The organism is Kribbella sp. NPDC000426 (assembly GCF_040300265.1).
Taxonomy (GTDB): domain Bacteria; phylum Actinomycetota; class Actinomycetes; order Propionibacteriales; family Kribbellaceae; genus Kribbella.
Window position 1 is genome coordinate 441,833 of sequence record NZ_JBEPDK010000008.1, and the last position, 20,432, is coordinate 462,264.

General features: G+C 69.1%; 14 protein-coding genes. 11 read left to right on the top strand and 3 right to left on the bottom strand.

The genetic code is table 11. The annotated features are described in order from the left end of the window. Positions 1–20: 20 nt before the first annotated feature. From ABT313_RS36670 to ABT313_RS36705, 8 genes are all read left to right on the top strand, one after another. The gene (locus ABT313_RS36670; RefSeq protein ID WP_350863585.1) at positions 21–2,048 is read left to right on the top strand and encodes an APC family permease; all 2,028 of its coding nucleotides are present in this window, start codon (positions 21–23) and stop codon (positions 2,046–2,048) included. After that, positions 2,045–3,244: a class I SAM-dependent RNA methyltransferase gene (locus ABT313_RS36675; protein ID WP_350863587.1), complete on the top strand. Its 1,200-nt coding sequence runs from the start codon at positions 2,045–2,047 to the stop codon at positions 3,242–3,244. Before ABT313_RS36670 ends, ABT313_RS36675 begins: the two co-directional genes overlap by 4 nt. Positions 3,245–3,279: 35 nt before the next feature. Next, positions 3,280–8,214 (top strand): hypothetical protein, encoded by a 4,935-nt coding sequence (locus tag ABT313_RS36680; protein WP_350863590.1) that lies wholly within the window; start codon positions 3,280–3,282, stop codon positions 8,212–8,214. Between the two features lie 10 nt (positions 8,215–8,224). Next, complete coding sequence (locus ABT313_RS36685; protein ID WP_350863593.1) at positions 8,225–9,154, top strand: LLM class F420-dependent oxidoreductase; 930 nt, start codon at positions 8,225–8,227, stop codon at positions 9,152–9,154. A 147-nt stretch (positions 9,155–9,301) separates the two neighbouring features. Then, positions 9,302–12,076, top strand: coding sequence for an aconitate hydratase AcnA (gene acnA, locus ABT313_RS36690; protein ID WP_350863596.1), 2,775 nt, complete (start codon positions 9,302–9,304; stop codon positions 12,074–12,076). Between the two features lie 24 nt (positions 12,077–12,100). Beyond that, on the top strand, positions 12,101–12,331 hold the full coding sequence (locus ABT313_RS36695) for a cold-shock protein (RefSeq protein WP_350863599.1): 231 nt from the start codon (positions 12,101–12,103) through the stop codon (positions 12,329–12,331). A gap of 31 nt (positions 12,332–12,362) precedes the next feature. Next, positions 12,363–12,917, top strand: a complete 555-nt coding sequence (locus ABT313_RS36700; protein WP_350863602.1) for a HEAT repeat domain-containing protein — start codon at positions 12,363–12,365, stop codon at positions 12,915–12,917. A 40-nt stretch (positions 12,918–12,957) separates the two neighbouring features. Further along, a complete protein-coding gene (locus ABT313_RS36705) occupies positions 12,958–13,557 on the top strand; it encodes a GNAT family N-acetyltransferase (RefSeq protein WP_350863605.1) in 600 nt (199 codons plus the stop codon). Here ABT313_RS36705 and ABT313_RS36710 read toward each other — a convergent pair. Then, positions 13,534–13,950 (bottom strand): HIT family protein, encoded by a 417-nt coding sequence (locus ABT313_RS36710; RefSeq protein ID WP_350863608.1) that lies wholly within the window; start codon positions 13,948–13,950, stop codon positions 13,534–13,536. The two genes, ABT313_RS36705 and ABT313_RS36710, sit on opposite strands and share 24 nt — an antisense overlap. A gap of 4 nt (positions 13,951–13,954) precedes the next feature. Then, entirely contained in the window at positions 13,955–15,862 is a 1,908-nt protein-coding gene (locus ABT313_RS36715) for a Na+/H+ antiporter (RefSeq protein ID WP_350863611.1), read from the bottom strand. A gap of 122 nt (positions 15,863–15,984) precedes the next feature. On the opposite strand from ABT313_RS36715, the gene ABT313_RS36720 reads away from it, so the two are divergent. Continuing rightward, positions 15,985–17,493 (top strand): CocE/NonD family hydrolase, encoded by a 1,509-nt coding sequence (locus ABT313_RS36720; protein ID WP_350863613.1) that lies wholly within the window; start codon positions 15,985–15,987, stop codon positions 17,491–17,493. 4 nt (positions 17,494–17,497) lie between these two features. Then, entirely contained in the window at positions 17,498–18,130 is a 633-nt protein-coding gene (locus ABT313_RS36725) for an alpha/beta hydrolase (RefSeq protein ID WP_350863616.1), read from the top strand. On the opposite strand, the gene ABT313_RS36730 is transcribed toward ABT313_RS36725, so the two are convergent. Next, the gene (locus ABT313_RS36730; protein ID WP_350863619.1) at positions 18,127–18,480 is read right to left on the bottom strand and encodes a DUF402 domain-containing protein; all 354 of its coding nucleotides are present in this window, start codon (positions 18,478–18,480) and stop codon (positions 18,127–18,129) included. The genes ABT313_RS36725 and ABT313_RS36730 overlap by 4 nt on opposite strands. A gap of 209 nt (positions 18,481–18,689) precedes the next feature. On the opposite strand from ABT313_RS36730, the gene ABT313_RS36735 reads away from it, so the two are divergent. Beyond that, positions 18,690–20,432 (top strand): polymorphic toxin-type HINT domain-containing protein, encoded by a 1,743-nt coding sequence (locus tag ABT313_RS36735; protein WP_350863622.1) that lies wholly within the window; start codon positions 18,690–18,692, stop codon positions 20,430–20,432.

Consider the following 20,432-nt stretch of genomic DNA (forward strand, 5'->3'; position numbering starts at 1 on the left):
TGCCCTCTAACATCACCGGTGTGACTCCCGCTCTAGGTGACCTCGGCAAACGGCTGCTGCTCGGTCGCAAACTGCGCAGCACGCAGCTGGGTGAGACCCTGCTGCCGAAGCGCATCGCCCTCCCGGTGTTTGCGAGCGACGCGCTGTCGTCGGTCGCGTACGCCCCTGACGAGGTCTTCCTGACGCTGTCGATCGCCGGGCTGGCGGCGTACAGCTATTCCTGGAAGATCGGCCTGCTGGTCGCGTTCGTGATGCTGGTCGTGGTCGCGTCGTACCGCCAGAACGTGCACGCGTACCCGTCGGGCGGCGGTGACTACGAGGTCGCGACGGTGAACATCGGCCCGACGGCGGGGCTGACCGTGGCCAGCGCGCTGATGGTCGACTACGTGCTGACGGTGGCGGTGTCGATCTCGTCCGGCGTTCAGAACGCGAAGTCGGCGCTGCCGTTCCTGGAGGGGCACGAGGTGCCGCTCGCGGTTGGCTTGGTCCTGCTGCTGACCGCGATGAACCTGCGCGGCGTCCGTGAGTCCGGGGCGGTGTTCGCGGTCCCGACGTACATCTTCATGTTCTCGATCATCGGGATGGCGATCTGGGGCCTGATCCGGCTGAGCGCGGGCAACCTACCGATGGCGGAGAGCGCCAACTTCGAAGTACACGCCGAGGGCGGGCACGAGGTGTTCACCGGCCTGGCCGCGGTCTTCCTGCTGGCACGGGCGTTCTCGTCCGGATGTGCGGCGCTGACCGGTGTGGAGGCGATCAGCAACGGCGTACCGGCGTTCCGCAAGCCGAAGAGCAAGAACGCGGCGACCACGCTGCTGCTGCTCGGCACGATCGCGGTGACGATGCTGATGAGCATCCTGTTCCTGGCCAGCAAGATCAAACTCCGGTACGCCGAGGATCCCGCGACCCAGCTGTACCTGGACGGGCAGCCGGTGGGTGACAGCTATACCCAGAAGACCGTGATCGGCCAGATCGGCGACTCGGTGTTCTCGAACTTCCAGCCGGCCTTCTACGTGGTGATCGGCGCGACGATGCTGATCCTGGTGCTGGCCGCCAACACCGCGTTCAACGGGTTCCCGGTGCTCGGCTCGATCCTGGCCCGCGACGGCTACCTGCCCCGCCAGCTGCACACCCGCGGCGACCGGCTCGCCTACAGCAACGGGATCATCCTGCTGGCGCTGTGCGCGGCGGGGCTGATCATCGCGTTCGACGCCCAGGTGACCAAGCTGATCCAGCTCTACATCGTGGGCGTGTTCGTCAGCTTCACGCTCAGCCAGTTCGGCATGATCCGGCACTGGACCAGGCATCTGAAGTCCGAGACCGACGCGGTCAAGCGGCGCCAGATGATGCGGTCCCGGGTGATCAACGCGATCGGTCTGACGATGACCGGGGTGGTTCTGATCATTGTGCTGCTGACCAAGTTCACCCACGGCGCCTACATCGCGATCATCGCGATGGCCGCGCTGTTCCTGCTGATGAAGGGCATCCGCCGGCACTACGAGACGGTGCGTCGGCAGATGTCCGCCGAAGGTGACGAGCCGCTGATGCTGCCGTCCCGGGTGCACTCGATCGTGCTGATCTCCAAGCTGCACAAGCCCACCCTGCGAGCGCTGGCGTTCGCCAAGGCGGCCCGCCCGTCCACGCTCGAGGCGGTCACCGTCGACGTCGACCGGGACGAGGCGGATGCGTTGCAGGCCGAGTGGGAGGCGCGCGGCATCCCGATCCCGCTGAAGCGGCTGGCCTCGCCGTACCGCGAGATCACTCGCCCGATCCTGCAGTACGTTCAGGACATCCGGCGGCAGTCCCCGCGGGACGTGGTGATGGTCTACATCCCGGAGTACGTCGTCGGGCACTGGTGGGAACACATCCTGCACAACCAGAGCGCACTCCGGCTCAAGGGGCGGCTCTTGTTCACACCTGGTGTCATGGTTACGTCGGTTCCTTATCAGTTGCTCTCCTCGCAGGGGGCCGAGGAGCGGCAGGATCGGGTAGAACGGGTCGCCGGCCAGGTACGGCGCGGGGCCCGCAAGGCGTCAGGAGATCGGTGACAGACTCAGACAGTCTGGTTGGGGCGGTAGTCGAGCTGGAGGTAGGGCCAGTCGCGCACGGGGGACACTGCGTCGCCCGGCACGAGGGACAGGTGGTGTTCGTCCGGCACGCGCTGCCGGGGGAGCTGGTGCATGCCCGGATCACCGAGCAGACCGCGAAGTACTTGCGCGCGGACGCGGTGTCCGTGCTGACGCCGTCCCCGCAGCGGATCGAGCCCCCGTGTCCGTACGCCGGTCCGGGGCTCTGCGGCGGGTGTGACTTCCAGCACGCGAACATCGTCGAGCAGCGCCGGCTGAAGGCGACCGTGGTGTCGGACACGCTCCGCCGGATCGGCGGGATCGAGCGGACGATCGTGATGGAGTCGCCCGGCGACGACGGCCTGGGCTGGCGGACCCGGATGCGGTACGCCGTCGCGGACGGCCGGCCCGGGATGTACGGGCACCGCTCGCACGACCTGGTGCCGATCGACCGGTGCCTGATCGCGCATCCGGGGACTCCGGACGTGCTGTCCTCACGCTGGCCGGGCGTGTCGTCTGTGCAGGCCGTGGTGTCGTCCGAGGGGAAGACTGCGGTCCAGACGGATGTGGAGCCTGGGGAGCGGCTGGTCGAGGTGGTGCGGGACCGGCGGTTCCTGGTGGAGGCCGGTGGGTTCTGGCAGGTCCACCCTGCGGCGCCCGAGACGCTGCTGGACGCCGTACTGAGCGGACTGGAGCCTGCTGCGGGGGAGACCGCGCTGGACCTGTACTCCGGTGTGGGGCTGTTCGCTGCGTTCCTGGCGGAGGCTGGGTGTGCGGTGCTGGCGATCGAGGGCGACAAGGACGCGGTCCGGAACGCCCGGCGGAACCTGCACGACCTGGAGGACGTGACGCTGGAGAACGGCGACGTCGATCGGGTACTGAACGCGGCGGCCGGGCAGGGCCTGGAGCACGTGGACCTCGTCGTACTCGATCCGCCCCGCACAGGCGCCGGCAAGGACGTCGTACGGCGGGTTGCGGCGCTCGGACCACGGCGTGTGGCTTATGTGGCGTGCGACCCGGCGGCGCTGGCGCGGGACCTGAAGACCTTCGGTCGGCTCGGCTACGGGATCGCGTCGCTGCGGGCCTTCGACCTGTTCGGCATGACCCACCACATCGAGTGCGTGGCGATCCTCGAGCCTGTGGACAGTGAAGTGGTGCCCTCGGGAGGCCTCGGGTAGCGTTCTGGCCTGGATTCCAATGCGCTGGAGACCTGATGCCGCTCGTTGACCTGGACGACCCTGAGGAGTTGCGGGCCCGCTGGACCGCACTCGCGGCGGTCGCCCATGCCACGGGCTTCGACCGCCGGTGGTATGCCGACACCGACGGCTATCACCACCAGGACGAGACCGCTTCCGTGCTGCGGCTGGCCCGGCTGGGTGACGGCCGGGTGGTGCTGTGGGGCTTCCACACGCAGCACAGCGCGACCGCCGGCGCCGATCTGCTGGCCGGGTCGCCGGACTGGATCGGTCAGCCCGAGGTGCGGCAGCGGCAGGCGTCGGGCGAGCTCGGCTTCGTGTACGGCGCGTTCAACGGGACGTGGGCACGCGCGTCGTACCCGGGCGATCCGTGGCAGCCGGTCGACGACGGATTCCAGCCGATCGGCGGTTGGATCACCTCGGACGAGGCCGCCGCCGACGAGATGATCGAGTGGGTCGCGGAGTGGGCCGACTACCTCGACGGGCTGGACGAGTTGCGGCCGTACGGCGTCGAGCTGATCCGGGCGGCGCTCGGGTCGGGGATCACCGGTGAGGGGCTGGCGGCGTTCTTCTCGCACTTCCGGATCGACCCGCGCTCGCCGGTGCAGCCGGAGATCGCGGCCGGGGTTGCGGCGGCGGAGGACTTCACCCGGAATTTTGCAGTACCGGCAAGTTTCGCCGACGACCCTGACACAGCCGAGGTGTCGGTCGTTGAAGATCTCGTGATTGGAAGTCCCGACAGCCGACGCCCGTCCCCGCCCCCCGAGGACGAGGAGTCGTACGTCGTCCCACCCGGCATCAGCCCCTTCACCGGCCAACCCATCGACGCCCCACCCGCCGGCCAGTCGCCAGCTGCCTATGAGGCGGCCTGGAACGGGGCTCCAGCGTCTGGAGCCACCGACTACGACGCCGGCGGGCACCAGCCTGCGCCCTACGGACCCGACACCGAGGACACCGCCGGCCGCGGCATCACGGCGTACGGAGCCGGAGCTCAGGACACCGACGAGCGCGGGATTGCGGCGTACCGCGGTGCCGCCGGGCAGGACACCGCTGGGCGTGGGATGACGGCGTACGGAACCGGGGCCCAGGACGCCGACGGGCGGGGGATGGCGGCGTACCGCGATGCCGCCGAGCAGGACACGGCGGGGCGTGGGATTGCGTACCGAACCGGGGCCCAGGATGCCGATCAGCGCGGGGCTGGCGGGGACTACGGGGTTACCGGGAAGAAGCAGGGCTGGCTCCGCCGCCGCAAACACGACACCGGCTCGACTCCCGCCGTGCAACCCGAGCCACCCCAGCCGTCCGCCGCCCCAGCCCCAGGCACCTACCTGCCCCACAACATCCAAGGCCCCGGCCTGCCGACGCCGGCGTACGCCCCGACGCTCCCGTCCGCCGAGCCCCCACGCGTAGGCGGCGGCCAGTACGAAGGCGACGACTTCTACAACAGCCTCTTCGCCGACGCCCCAGCCGCGGCCGCCCCGTCACCCGACGAACAGGACTGGGAAACCGCCGAACAACCTGACTGGTCCAACCAGGAAGCCACCAGCGAATACAACCCCTTCGCCGACGACACCGCCGAAAACAACCCCGCCTGGACCGGCCCCACCTGGATCAACGGCAAATGGGTAGAAAACCCACCCCCACACCGCACCCCCCACCCGCCTGCCGGACACCCGGCCGGACCACCCCCCGCCGCCCAACCAGCCCATCCCGCCGCACACCCCGCTCCGACCGCCCAGTCCGGCACCAACCCCACCAACACCGCACCCGCCCAGTCCGCCGGACCCGCCCCACACCAGGACACCGCCCCGGCCGACTCACCGTTCGCGCCGCTCGCCCCCACAGACCCGGAGAACTCGCCGTTCGCGCCGCCCGCTCCCGCCGACGCCGACCCGCCCTTCGCCCGTGCAGACGCGTCCGCGACCAACCCGCCGTTCGCTCCAGCCGCCCCCGCAGACGCGGGTGCGACCAACTCGCGGTTCGCGCCAGCCGCCCCCGGAGACGCTCCAGCCGCCCCGGCAGACGCGGGTGCGATGAACTCGCCGTTCGCGCCAGCCGCTCCCGCAGACGCTTCCGCGACCAACGCGCCCTTCGCTGCGGCCGACTCCCCGTTCGTGCCCGCTCAATCGGCCGCGGGCGATCCGTCGCCCGACCTGGAAGACGACGACGCCCCCACCGCCGAGATCGCCGCGGTCCTCGACCCACCCTCCGCGACCGAGGAGGACGACGAGGAAGACCTCGCCTCCTTCACCGGCCCCTCGCCCTTCGCCCCAGTCACGCCCACCGAGCCCCACCAACCCACCCCGCACGCTGACCACCCCGCGCCGTACCAGGACATCCCCACCGCAGCCCCGCCGTACGCCGCGACCCGCGCCCAGCCCCACCCGATCGACCGTCCGGCGCCTGACGGTGCGAGCGCACACCACGCTCCGAACGAGCCGTCCGCGGACCGTGCTCCGGCCGAACTATCTGCTGACCTCGACGCGGACGACCAGACCGCCGAGATTCCCGCGGTCATCGGGGAGCCGTCGGCTGCACAGGCACCCGACGTACTCCGAGCATCCGCAGACACCGACGCGCCCGGCTCGCCCGGACGCCTCGACCACGACTCGGCCGATGCACGTAGACACAGCTCAGCAGATGCGCGTGGATACAGCTCGTCGGACGCTCGCCCCCAGGACTCGACAGACCCGCACTCGCACGGCCCGGCAGACGCCCTGGACCACGGGCCGGCGTATGTCCGCGAGTACGACGCGCCCGATGCACGCGGCCACAGCCCAGCAGACGCACGCGCGCAGGGCCCGGCAGGAGCCGAGAACCAGTCGACGCGAGCGCAGGCCGACCAGGCGCAAGCCGAGTCCGCTCTCAGTACGTCGAGTGCGCGGTACGACGCCCTCGGGCCGGACGACGACGAAGACGAGATCTACGGCGGACCCGCCGCAACCCGTGTCGCGCGCAGCCACGCACCGGAGGCAGCCACCACGCCGCGACCGGGCGCCGGCGACGCCGAGTCCCGTGCAGCCGAAGCAGACACCGCGCCACGAGCGGTTGAACCAGGTGCCGTGCCGCGGACGGGCGAGGCTGATGCCGAGGCTTGGGGGGTCGGAGGAGCCGCCGAGTCCCGGTCGGCTCAGGCTGACGCCGAGTCCCGAGCTGCTGAGGCAGTTGCCGGGCCCCGGCCGGCTGAGGCTGATGCCGAGTCCCGAGCTGCTGAGGCAGTTGCCGGGCCCCGGTCGGCTGAGGCTGATGCCGAGTCCCGAGCTGCTGAGGCAGTTGCCGGGCCCCGGTCGGCTGAGGCTGATGCCGAGGCGCGGACAGCTGAAGCCGACGGCGAGGCGTGGGGGACTGAAGCTGGTGCAGAGTCTTGGGAGGCTGGTGCTGAGGATGGGTGGGGTCGGGGTAAAGCTCAAGTAGACCCTCAGCCCTGGCCTCAGCCGCAGCCGCGGCCGGAACCCTGGCCGCAGCCAGAGCCGCACCCTGCCCCGTGGCCCGAGCCGAACCCGCCGCACCCCGAGCCTGCGCCGTACCCCGGACCCGGTCCTGAGCCGTACCCCGGTCCTGGTCCCGAGCCGTACCCCGGGCCGAGTCCTGAGCCGATGCCAGGTCCCACACCGCGGCCCGAGCCAACTCCCGGTCCTGCGCCTGAGCCGTTGCCGGGGCCGGAGCCGACGCCTAACCCGGATCCGTTCCCTGAGCCGGAGCCATTGCCGGAGCCGTTCCCTGATCCCGAGCCGCAGCCGGATCCTGAACCGCAGCCTGATCCGTTCCCCGAGCCTGAGCCCGAACCTGCGCCAGAGCCGCTCCCGGAGCCAGAGCCTCAGCCGCAACCAGACCCGGAGCCAGAGCCGTTCCCAACCCCGGAAGACCGTCCGGCCCCCGGGACATCCGCGCAGCCGTGGGCCGCGGAGCACTCCGAACCGGACCGCCTCGCGTCGACTGGTGCCCCGTCGGATGCTGGCGCGCTGTCGGATCGTGTGGCGTCGGAGTGGGCTGGTCGTGGCGCCGACGGGCGGGATGAGTTTGTCGGGGATCCGGAGGATGACTGGCCGACCGGGGTTGTGCCGGTTGTCGCTGACGATGCGCCGACGGGGGAGATGCAGGCCGTCGGGTTCGAGGATCTGCCTGTTTCCCCGGGGGACGAAGCGACGGCCTGGACGGGCGACGATGGCGAGTGGGGTGGAGACGCCGACACCACGAACGGCGCGGATCACGCGTACGGCGCCAACGGGGCCGCGCGGACGAACGGCGTAGGCAGCGCGAATGGCGTGCGGCGTGAGTACAACGCGGGTCAGCGCGATCGCGAGGACCAGCCGGACCACGGCGACAGCGGTGACCGTGCGGACGGCGGGGACCGGGGTGACCGTGCGGATGGCGGGGACCGCGGGGCGGATGTGGCCTCGGTGGTGGCTCGGATGTCTATTCCGGAGTTGGGGTTGGTGGGTGGGGACGGGCCTCGGGTTGCCGTTGTGCCGGGGTCTATTGAGGAGGCCATGCGGGCGGAGGCGGAGCGGCCTCGGCCTCGGCCGGAGGAGTCGGAGGCGGTGTTGGCGTTGCGGGCGTGGTGCCGGGCGCGGACGGCGATTGTGCCTTCGGGGTTCACGATTCAGGTGCAGGTGCTCGACCCGGCCGCGCCGTCGTACCGGTTCGATCTGGAGCCGCCGGACGTCGACGACCCGGAGTACGCCGCAGACAAGCTCAGCGGGCTGCTCGGTGACCTGTGGCTGGCCGAGCAGCAGAGTGAGAAGGGCGAGCAGGGCGGGTGGCTGTTCGCGCGGATCGACGCGGCCGGGCGGACGCTGCGGATCGACCGGTGGTACGACCAGGTGCCCGACTGGTGGGACAACCCGATCGAGCCGCGTCTCGACGTCAACGGGCTGGTACGCCGCCTGTACAGCCGCGGCCCGGAATGGCAACCGTCGTACCTGGAGAAGCTGTACACCAGCGCGAGATAGCGTTGGCGCCATGCTTCTCAGGATCTTCACCGAACCGCAGCAAGGCGCCTCGTACGACGACCTCCTGGCGGTCGCCCGCAAGACCGAGGAGAACGGTTTCGACGCGTTCTTCCGGTCGGACCACTACCTCGCGATGGGCGGCGGCGACGGCCTGCCCGGACCGACCGACTCATGGATCACGCTGGCCGGACTGGCCCGCGAGACCAAGAACATCAAGCTCGGCACGCTCGTCAGCTCCGCGACGTTCCGCAACCCCGGCGTGCTCGCGATCTCGGTCGCGCAGGTCGACCAGATGAGCGGCGGCCGCGCCGAGCTGGGTCTCGGTGCCGGCTGGTTCGAGTCGGAGCACCAGGCGTACGGCCTGACCTTCCCCTCGACGAAGGAGCGCTTCGAGATCCTCGCCGAGCAGCTCGAGCTGATCACCGGCCTGTGGGACACACCGGTGGGGGAGAAATACCAGTTCCAGGGCGAGCACTACCAGATCACCGGCTCGCCGGCGCTGCCGAAGCCGGTGCAGCAGCACCCGCCGGTGATCATCGGCGGCAGCGGCAAGAAGAAGACGCCGGCGCTCGCCGCGAAGTACGCCGCCGAGTTCAACGCCAACTTCTGCTCGGTCGAGTCCGCCGCGGAGCTCTTCCAGCGCGTGCAGGCAGCGTGTACGGCGATCGGCCGCGACCCGAAGAGCCTCACGCTCTCCACCGCGCACACGGTCGTGGTCGGCAAGGACGACGCCGAGGTGAAGCAGCGCGCCGACGCGATCGGCCGCGACCTCGACGAGCTCAAGCGCAGCCAGATCGCCGGTACGCCGGCCGAGGTCGTCGACCGGCTCGGCCAGTTCGCCGCTGCCGGGTCGGAGCGGCACTACGTGCAGATCATGGACTTGCAGGACCTCGACCACCTCGACCTGATCGCGGCGGAAGTTCTTCCACAGGTTTCCTGATCGCCGGAAAAGTTGGCTCGATGTCGTGTATCTTGATGTCGAGAGAGTTTGCCGGGTGTCAGGTTAGGTCGACCTGACCTCGCACCCGGCCCGGCCCCTCGGCAGGATGGGCCACAGCGGACACGGACTGGACAGAGGAGCAGGTTGATGGCGAGCGTCGACAGCTTCGGTGCCAAGGGTGCACTCGAGGTCAACGGGCAGTCGTACGAGATCTTCAGGTTGGCGGGTATCGAGGGTGCGGACACACTGCCGTACTCGTTGAAGGTCCTGCTGGAGAACCTGCTGCGCACCGAGGACGGCGCGAACATCACCGCCGAGCACATCAGCAAGCTCGGCAACTGGGACCAGAACGCGGCCCCGGACACCGAGATCCAGTTCACCCCGGCCCGGGTGATCATGCAGGACTTCACCGGCGTCCCGTGCGTGGTCGACCTGGCCACGATGCGCGAGGCGGTCGGCGAGCTCGGCGGCGACCCGACCAAGATCAACCCGCTGGCGCCGGCCGAGCTGGTCATCGACCACTCGGTCATCATCGACGTCTTCGGTACGCCGGACGCCTTCGAGCGCAACGTCGAGTTCGAGTACGGGCGCAACCGCGAGCGCTACCAGTTCCTCCGCTGGGGCCAGACCGCGTTCGACGAGTTCAAGGTCGTCCCGCCCGGCACCGGCATCGTGCACCAGGTCAACATCGAGCACCTGGCCCGCACGGTCATGGTCCGCAACGGCCAGGCGTACCCGGACACCTGCGTCGGCACCGACAGCCACACCACGATGGTCAACGGCCTCGGCGTGCTCGGCTGGGGCGTCGGCGGTATCGAGGCCGAGGCCGCGATGCTCGGCCAGCCGGTCAGCATGCTGATCCCGAAGGTCGTCGGCTTCAAGCTGACCGGGTCCGTCCCGGCCGGCGCGACCGCGACCGACGTCGTGCTGACGATCACCCAGATGCTGCGCAAGCACGGTGTGGTCGGCAAGTTCGTCGAGTTCTACGGCGACGGCGTGGCCGCGGTGCCGCTGGCCAACCGCGCCACGATCGGCAACATGAGCCCGGAGTTCGGCTCCACCTGCGCGATCTTCCCGATCGACGACGTGACGCTGGACTACCTGCGGCTCACCGGTCGCTCCGACGACGACGTCGCGCTGGTCGAGGCGTATGCGAAGGAGCAGGGCCTCTGGCACAACCCGGACGTCGAGCCGCGCTTCTCGGAGTACCTCGAGCTCGACCTGTCGACCGTCGTGCCGTCGATCGCCGGGCCGAAGCGGCCGCAGGACCGGATCGAGCTGAGCAAGGCCAAGGAGTCGTTCCGCGGCGTGCTGCCGGACTACGCGACCGAGGAGAAGGACGTCGACCCGTCCGAGACCGGGAGCTTCCCGGCCAGCGACGCGCCGAACGGTCACGGCGACGTCGACGACAACCCGCACGAGGTGCACGCCGGCAAGGACCGCGCCTCGAAGAAGACCAAGGTCTCGCTCGAGGGCCAGGAGATCGAGCTCGACCACGGCCACGTCGTGATCGCGAGCATCACCTCCTGCACCAACACGTCGAACCCGTCGGTCATGCTGGCCGCCGCGCTGCTCGCGAAGAACGCGGTCGACAAGGGCCTGGCGTCCAAGCCGTGGGTGAAGACGTCGCTGGCGCCCGGCTCGAAGGTCGTCACCGACTACTACGAGAAGGCCGGCGTCACGCCGTACCTGGAGAAGCTCGGCTTCCACCTGGTCGGCTACGGCTGTACGACGTGCATCGGCAACTCCGGTCCGCTGCCCGAGCCGATCTCGGCCGGTGTCCAGGAGGCCGACCTCGCCGTCGTGTCGGTGCTGTCCGGCAACCGGAACTTCGAGGGCCGGATCAACCCGGACGTGAAGATGAACTACCTGGCGAGCCCGCCGCTGGTGATCGCGTACGCGCTGGCCGGCACGATGGACTTCGACTTCGAGACCGATGCCCTGGGCAAGGACTCCGAGGGGAACGACGTGTTCCTGAAGGACATCTGGCCGAGCGCCGACGAGGTCGAGGCCACGATCGCGAACTCGATCAACAAGGAGATGTTCGCCAAGGACTACGCCGACGTGTTCGCCGGTGACGAGCGCTGGCAGTCGCTGCCGACGCCCGAGGGCAAGACGTTCGCGTGGGACGCCGAGTCGACGTACGTGCGGAAGCCTCCGTACTTCGAGGGCATGGCGAAGGACCCGTCGCCGGTCACCGACATCGCCGGTGCGCGCGTGCTGGCCAAGCTGGGCGACTCGGTCACGACCGACCACATCTCCCCGGCCGGCTCGATCAAGGCCGACAGCCCCGCGGGCAAGTACCTGGCCGACCACGGTGTGGACCGCAAGGACTTCAACTCGTACGGTTCCCGCCGCGGCAACCACGAGGTGATGATCCGGGGCACGTTCGCCAACATCCGGCTGCGCAACCAGATCGCGCCGGGCACCGAGGGCGGCTTCACCCGCGACTTCACCAAGGACGACGCCCCGGTCACCACGATCTACGACGCGGCCCAGGCCTACGCCGAAGCCGGGACGCCGCTGGTGATCCTGGCCGGCAAGGAGTACGGCTCGGGCTCGTCGCGTGACTGGGCCGCCAAGGGTACGGCGCTGCTGGGCGCGAAGGCCGTCATCACCGAGTCCTTCGAGCGCATCCACCGGTCGAACCTGATCGGCATGGGCGTGCTCCCCCTGCAGTACCCGGACGGCGAGACCGCGGAGTCGCTCGGCCTGACCGGCGAGGAGACGTTCGACATCACCGGCGTGACCGCGCTGAACGACGGCGACATCCCGCGCACGGTGCACGTGACCGTCACCGGCACGGACGGGTCGAAGAAGGAGTTCGACGCGGTCGTCCGGATCGACACGCCCGGTGAGGCCGACTACTACCGCAACGGCGGCATCCTGCAGTACGTGCTGCGTTCCCTGATCGCGAGCTGACTGAGCTGACTGGGAGCTGACGGAATGGAGCGTCGTGCCGGCGAAGACGACGGTGTCGTCCGGTTCTGGCACGACGACGAGGGCTGGGGCGTCGTCGACTGCCCCAGCACCCCCGGCGGCTGCTGGACCCACTTCTCGGTGATCGAGGCCGACGGGTTCCGCTCGCTGCCGCCGGGAGGCGCGGTGCGGGTGCGCTGGGAGTCGCCCGGCCAGGATGGCTACGACTACCGCGCCGAGTGGGCCAAGCAGCACTGAAACTGTCGGTGGGGCGGGGTTTACTGACTCCATGACCGAGAGGGAGTCGCCGCGAGACGTCGTCCGTGCCGTGTGCGCGGAGTTCGGCGAGGACGCGGTGATCGACTGGTGCGTCGCGTTCCTGAGCGGGGAGATCGACGGCGAGGCGGCGTACGGCGCTGAGTTGCCGAAGCTGGTTGCGATCACCGGGTCCGACAATCCAGGTGGGTGGCAGGCGCCGGTCGACCCGGTCAACTACTACTGGATCCGGGTCTGGGCGGCCCGCGTGTTCCTGTACGTGTGGCGCGACGACGTCGTCGACACGCTGCTGGTCGCGGCGGACGATCCGGCGTGGCGGGTTCGTGAGCACGTCGCGCGGATCACGGCGCAACGCGAGCTCGGTCAGCTCGTCGACGCGTTGCTCCCGATGCTCGAGCATGACCTGCCGCGGGTCCGGGCGGCTGCCGTTCGCGCAGTCGGCGCCGCCGGGGAGTACGAACATGCGGAGGCGATCCAGCCGCTGGCCGACGACCCTGATCAGACAGTCCGCGCCGCCGTCGAGCGCGCCCTGGAGAAGCTGGGGGAACGCCTTGACCGAGCCATCTGACGATGCCCGCCGCGCGCCGGAGCCGAGAGACGGACGGGTCGTGCCGGTGCCGACGGGCGAGCGGGGCGTGCCGGGGTCGAAGGGCGAGCGGGGCGTGCCGGGGTCGAGGGGCGGACGCGTCGCGGCCGGGGCGATCACGGCCCGGCTTGCGACGTCCGCCGACGCGGCGGCGGTCGGGGAGATTCACGCGGCGTCGTGGGGAGCGGCGTATGCGCCGATGTTTCCCGAGGAGGTCGCGCGGGAGGGGATCGAGAGTCGGCTGAGCCGGTGGCACGCGCGGATCGCGGACGGCAACGGGACGATCATGCTCGGTTTCGTCGGTGAGCGGGCGCTCGCGATGTCGTGGTCGATGGCATCGGAGACCCGCCCAGGATTCGCGGAGATCTACAGCTTCTACACGCACCCCGACGGCTGGGGGAGCGGGGTGTCGGCCGCGCTCATGACGAGCACACTGCAGCAGCTCAGCAAAGATGGCTTCGACCGCGTTCACCTGTGGACGTTGCGCGACACCCCGCAGTCACGCCGGTTCTACACGAAGGTCGGCTTCACCGAGACCGGCGCCACCCAGACCCGCGACTTCGGCGACGGCAACCCGCTCCCACAGGTTGAGTACGAGTTATCCCGCCAGAGCGGCACGTAGCTTCCCGGCGTACTCCGAGGCTTCGATGTCGTCGGCGTACTTCGTGCGCGGCCAGAAGAACCCGCGCAGCCCGTCGCCCTTCGTCCGCGGTACGACGTGGACGTGCAGGTGTGGCACCGACTGCGACACGACGTTGTTGACGGCAACGAACGAGCCCTGCGCGCCGAACGCCGTACGCACCGCGTCCGCGACCGACCGGGCCGCGCCGAACAGCGGGACCATCACCTCGTCGGTCATCTCGACCATCGTCGGCACATGCTCGCGCGGCACGATCAGCGTGTGGCCCTTGAACACCGGCCGGATGTCGAGGAACCCGACCACGGCCGGGGTGTCCAGCACGATCTGCGCAGGCGTCGTACCGGCGATGATGGAACAGAAGAGACAGTCCGCCATGCCGTCAACCTAGCTTCTCGTCGACGAAACACCACCGCCAAGTCTCGCCCGGCTCGAAGCTGCGCATCACCGGGTGCTTCTCGTGGTCGTAGTGCTTGCTGGCGTGCTTCATCTCCGACGAGTCGCAGCACCCGACGTGACCGCAGGCCAGGCACAGCCGCAGGTGCACCCAGGATGTGCCGTCGGCCAGGCACTCCTCGCAGCCGTCCGGCGTGTTCGGCGCGACCACGAGCGGCGACTCCGAGAGGTGTTCGCACTCGCCGCCGGGCAGCATCTTCGGCCGCAGATCCTCCGAGCGCCCGCCGACGTCGTCGTCCTCGTCGCGGTCCAGGATCGACTCCTCGATGTCGAGCGCGTTCTGCGCCCGCTGGAGCACCTCGTCGGCGACGAGTCCGGCATCGCGGACCTTCAGGATGTGCGTACGTTCCGCCTCGAGCATCGCGATCCGCAGTCGTCGGTACGCCTCGCTCGGCGTCTCGTACTCGGTCTCCGGCCGCCCGAGCCGCTCCCAGGCGGCCTGCGCGCGCGCCTCGCCCCGCTGCCGCAGTACGTCGAGCACGGCCGGCGGATCCGACGGCGACGCGATCTCGTCGAGCTTCTCGATCGCGGCCCGATGCGCTCCCTGCAGTACGGCGGCCTCCTGCAACGCGTCCTCGGCCGGGTCCGGCCCGGGCAGGCCCAACCGCCGTACCAGCCAGGGCAGCGTCGATCCCTGGACGAGCAGCGTGCCCGCGGTCACGGTCAGCGCGATGAACACGAGTACTTCGCGATGCGGCGTGTCCTCGGGCAGCGTGAAGACCGCTGCCAGCGTGACGACGCCGCGCATGCCGGCCCAGCACACGACGATCAGCGCCCGCCGCGAAACCGGTCCGGGCCGCGACGGACCGAGCACCCGCCGCGAGAGCAGCGTGGTCGGAATGATCCAGATCGGTCGCAGCAGGATCACTGCGACGAACACCGCGATCGTGGACGTCGCGATCAGCCAGGCCGGGAGCGGGCTGTTGCCGAGGGCGTCGAGGATCCACCGCGTCTGCAGGCCGATCAGCAGGAAGACCATGTTCTCCAGCAGGAACTGGATCGTCCGCCAGTTGGTCCGCTCCGACATCCGCGACTTCGCCGATTGGATGATCGGCGCCTTGTGGCCGAGCAGCAGACCGGTGACGACGACCGACAGTACGCCGGACGCGTGCACGTAGTGGTTCTCGGCCGCGATGTAGGCGATGAACGGCGCCGTCAGGCTGAGCGTGGTGTCGAGGACCGGATCGGTGAACCGGCGGCGGATCTTCGCGAGCACGAACGCGACCGCGACGCCGATGACCACGCCGCCGCCGGCCGCGCGCAGGAAGTCCAGGCTGACGTGCAGGACGGTCGGGGCGACGACGGCCGCGGCGAGCGCCGTACGCAGACAGACCAGCGCGGTCGCGTCGTTCATCAGACTCTCGCCCTCGAGGATCGTGACGATCCGGCGGGGGAGGCCGACGCGTTTGGCGATCGCAGTCGCCGCGACCGCATCGGGCGGGGCGACGACGGCGCCGATCGCGAACGCCGCCCAGAACGGCAGCGGCTTCTGACCGATCGACTCCGCGACATCCCCGAGCAACCACCACGCGACCAGCCCGACGCCGAGCGCGGTGAACGCGACCAGGCCGACCGACAGCAGACCGATCGACCGCCGGTGCTTGGTGAAGTCGACCAGGCTGGTCTTGATCGCGGCCGAGTACAGCAGCGGCGGCAGGAACCCGACCAGGACGACCTCGGGCGAGAGCTCGATCCGCGGGACGAACGGCAGGTACGACACGGCGATCCCGATGACCACCAGCAGCAGGGGAGCCGAGATCCCTATCCGCCGCGCCAGCGCGGCACCGGCCGCGACGACGGCGACGAGGGCCACGACCTCGATCGCGATATGCACGCGCACAGTGTCGCAGTGCGCGGCGGATTTGCACTGCTTGGTTCGCCCACGGCTGAGTTCAGGGCTGGTCAGCCGGGAGGGAGTCGTCTAGCGTGTGATCAGTCGATCACCAGGAGTCACTGATGCGTCGTCGTGTGCTTGCTCTGGCGGGTGTGGTCGCCCTGCTGTTGTCGCCGGTGGTCCCGGCGGCTGCCGACAGCACGGTGGTCAACGGATGTGTCGCATCGGTGCCGGAGCCCGGTACGACGACACCCGTCCGGATCTGCTATTCGCTCTTCAAGCCGGCGTCGGCCTCGGCGCAGCACACCGTGCCGCTGATCTTCCACAGCCACGGGTGGGGCGGGAGCCGTACGAAGGATCCCGCGGCGTTCAAGGACTGGCTCGACGCGGGTTTCGGCGTACTGAGCTTCGATCAGCGGAGCTTCGGCGAGAGTACTGGCGTCGCCCACGTGATGAACCCGGATTTCGAGGGCCGCGATGTCGTGAAGCTCGTCGACCTGGTCGCCGGCCTCGACTGGGTGACGAAGCAGCGGCCGGGCGATCCGTTGATCGGCGCGATCGGCGGGTCGTACGGCGGCGGGTACCAGTTCGCCGGCGCGTTCACCGAGCTGCGCGACCGCGGCCGGACCCGGTTCGACGCGCTCGCTCCGGAGGTCACCTGGTGGGATCTCAAGCAGAGCCTCGCGCCGCAGGAGGCGGCGCGGACGATGTGGTTGTCGATCCTGTTCGCGGGTGGCGGCACGCATCTACCGCCTGCGGTGTCGGCCGCATTTGTCGCGTTGATTGCGACCGGCGCGTGGCCCGCGGGGAAGGCCGGTCGTGATCTCGATGCGTTCTTCGCGCACAACGGGCCGGCGTGGCAGGCACAGCAGGGGCGCAAGCTCGATATCCCGGTGCTGTTCGGGCAGGGCATCTCCGACAACCTCTTCAACCTCAATCAGGGGCTGGCGAACTTCGATCGCGCGCTCACGGCTCGGGCCCGGGCGCGCTCGATCTTCGTCGGGTACAACGGCGGGCACACGCTGCCCAGCGTCGTACCGCCGGGCTTCGCGACCGCCGGCGATCCGTGCTCGATCGCTCTCGGATCGCCGAACTTCGCGAGCCTCTCGATCCGATTCATGCAACTGCAGCTGCTGCACAAGTCGACCGGTCTGACCGGCGTCGGCACGTACCACCTGTCGACCGCCGCCGGTCGTTGCCTCACGCAACAGAATCTCACGCCGAACAAGAGTTATCGGCTCGGCAAGATCGTTGCCCCGACCGGCGTCGGTCTGCCCGTCAACCTGCCGATCGCCCACGGCCCGATGACGATCGCCGGTACGCCGACGCTGACCGGCGATGTCTACACGGTGATCCCGCAATCCGCGGCGTACTTCGCGTTGAGCGTCGGCAAGAGCCCGTTGACCGCAAGAGTCGTGCAGAACAACACGATGCCGCTGCGCGAGAAGCACCCGGCCCGCGGCGTACGCCGCACGATCGAGTTGCCGGCGATCGCGGTCGACGTACCGGCGGGGGAGAACCTGTATCTCACCGTCGCGCCGATCGCCGACATGTACGCCGGGCAGCGCGGCCCGCTGCCGGGGGTGATGATGCTCAAGAACGGGACGTTGACCCTGCGCTCGGTACGGTGAGGTGATGGTCACCGGGACGTTCGAGTACGACGGCGGTCGGCAGGTCACGGCCTACGTCCCGGCGCAGACTCCCGAGGCGGTCGTGTTCGCGGGTGACGGTCAGCTGATCTCGCAGTGGGGCGAGTTCCTCAACGCGGCGGACGACGTACCGCCGACGCTGCTCGTCGCGGCGCATCGGCTGGACGACGAGATGGAGCGGATCCACGAATACTCGCCCGGGTTCGAGCCGGAGCGGTTCGCGGCGCACGAGAAGTTCTTCGTGGCGGACGTCCGCTCGTGGGTGCGCTCGCGGTTCGGGGTCGCGCTGCCGGTCGAGCGTACGGCGGTGTTCGGGGTGTCGGCGAGTGCCGAACTCGCGCTCGCGATCGGGCTTCGCCACCCGGACGTCTACGGCGCGATCTTCTGCGCGTCACCCGGCGGGGGATACCAGCCGCCCGGCGACATGGGGAGCTCGCTGCCGCGTGCGTACTTCGTCGGCGGCACGGAGGAGCCGTGGTTCCTCGAGAACGCGGCCCGGTGGGCGGACGCACTCCGCGACGCCGGGGCGGACGCCGTACTCACCGAGCGGGCCGGCTCCCACGGCGACGACTTCTGGCGCCGGGAACTCCCGCTGATGGCGGCCTGGGCCTTCGCCTAGCGAACCTTGTCGAGGTACGTCTTGTAGACGGTGAGGAACGGCTCGTCGGTCGACACCGCACCGACCAGCCAGTCACAGGTCTCACGCGCGGTCGCGATCACGTCGGCCGGATACCCGTACTTCACCTGATGCTCGGCGAACTCGTCCTCGTCGTCGATGAACACGGTCCCGTCCCGCCGCTTGATCACGTCCAGATCGAGATCGATCATCGTGAACACATCGTCGGAGAACTCCACCGGCGTGGTGATATCGGCATAGATCTCGGTGTACCGCGGCTCGTCGTTGAAGATCGCCGTGAACCACTTGTCCCGCGGAAACAACTGCACATGAGCCTGCTCCTGCGTAACCACCGGCTCATCCCCCCGCTGCGACACCGACCCCGCCGCCGCCCCCAACCACACCCCGAACTCATCCTCCCCGAGAAACCGCATCCACTGATGCCAATGCAACTTCTCATCAAACTTCCGATAAACCACCCGAACATCACGCATACCCGTCAACCTATCCCGCCACAGGTGCTCCGACCCCTGCTGCGACCCTCGACACAACCACTCGTGCCGTGACCTCGAAGCGCGAGTACTCGATCGACGGACAGGCAGTCGCGACCCGTTCGAGCATTACCGATCTCAAGTGGCTGGTCCCCGATCATCACGAGACCACGAGTGTCGCAGTGGACTCCAAGACTCTGGCCGTCACAACGCGCTACACCACCCCGTTCGGCGAGATTCGCGGCAACGACCCGGCCAGCTGGCCAGACGACCACGGCTTCCTGGACAAGCCACAGGACAAGACGACCGGCCTCACCCAGGTCGGTGCCCGTGAGTACGATCCGACGATCGGTCGCTTCCTCAGCGTTGACCCGCTGATGGACACCGCCGACCCGCAGCAGATGCTGGGCTACACCTACGGCAACAACAACCCGACGAGCATGTCGGACCCGACCGGCCTGCAGAACTACGACGGCGGGGAGAACAGCGGCGGCGGCACCCAGGAAGACGTCCGGCCCCCGATCGACACAGGCGACGACGGTGGTGGCGGCCATGACGGCGGCACCAACGGCGGATCTCCTGGCGGCGACGACGGCGGCAGCAACGGCGGAGGCGGCGGCGACCACGACAACTCCGGCGGCGGAGGCAGCGTCGGCGGCCTCTTCAAGAAGGCTGTGCACCACACGGCCCACGCGATCGACCTCGGAAACAAGGCCTGGAGCGACTACACCGACGGCATCGCAGCACAGGCCGCGGACACCGCAAAGGGCCTCGCTGTCGGTGCCTACCAGCAGGGCAAGTGCATCGCGATCCATGACTGCCAGTCCCAGATCGAAATGGTGTCCACGATCGTCCGCAACCCGGGCTCGGTCTGGAACGCAATGGTCGAACCGGTCAAGCAAGACTGGACCAACGGCGAACAAACCAAAGCCGCCGGCCGAGTCACCTTCATGGTCGTCGAAACCACAGCCGGCACCAAGGGCGCCGGCCGCGCCGCATCAGCCGCCTCCGCGGCGGCCCGCGCAACGGCGGCCCGCGCAGGTGAGAGCGCCGCCACAAAGGTCACAGAAGCCGCCGCTGAGACCGCCGCCAAGGCCTGCAGCTTCTCCGGTGCGACCACGGTTCTGATGGCCGATGGCGCACATCAGCCCATCGCGGAGATTAGAGCTGGCGACAAGGTCGTGGCTACAGACCCGGAAACAGGTGAACAAGGGGCCAAGACCGTCAGCCACGTCTGGGTCCATCGCGACGCCCTGAGCGTCCTGGTAGTCGACGGTGAGCAGCTCACCACCACCGAGGACCATCCGTTCTGGTCGGTCACCGATGGACGCTTTGAGAGAGCCGATCAGCTCGCGGCTGACGAGCAGGTTCTCGGCGCTGATGGCAGGTTGGTCCGGGTCTCTGAGCCGCTTGCGCTCGGGGGCGTCGATTTGGCGTACAACCTGAGCGTCGAAGGCATCCATACCTACCATGTCGGCGCACATGAGGTATTGGTTCACAACACCTGCATACCCTGGAGCAGCTCCAAAATGGGACGCGTCGCCGGGCAGCTCCAACGTGGTGCGGAATCTGCAACAGTTGCGAACCGATCGCAGGCCGAGGAGCTCTTTCTCAGGCTGTATCAAGGCAAGGGATATCGGAACACGACAGGTATGTCCGGCAAGGAAGCGCGCGACTTCTTTGGGAGCAAGGCTGGCACGTATCATTGGCACACAGAGTTGACGCCGGGGCTGAAACACAGTGGATCGCCGCACCTGCAGGTCCACCAGCCTGATGGAGCGATCGTTCGCATCTTTTACGGAGGCGCTTCATGA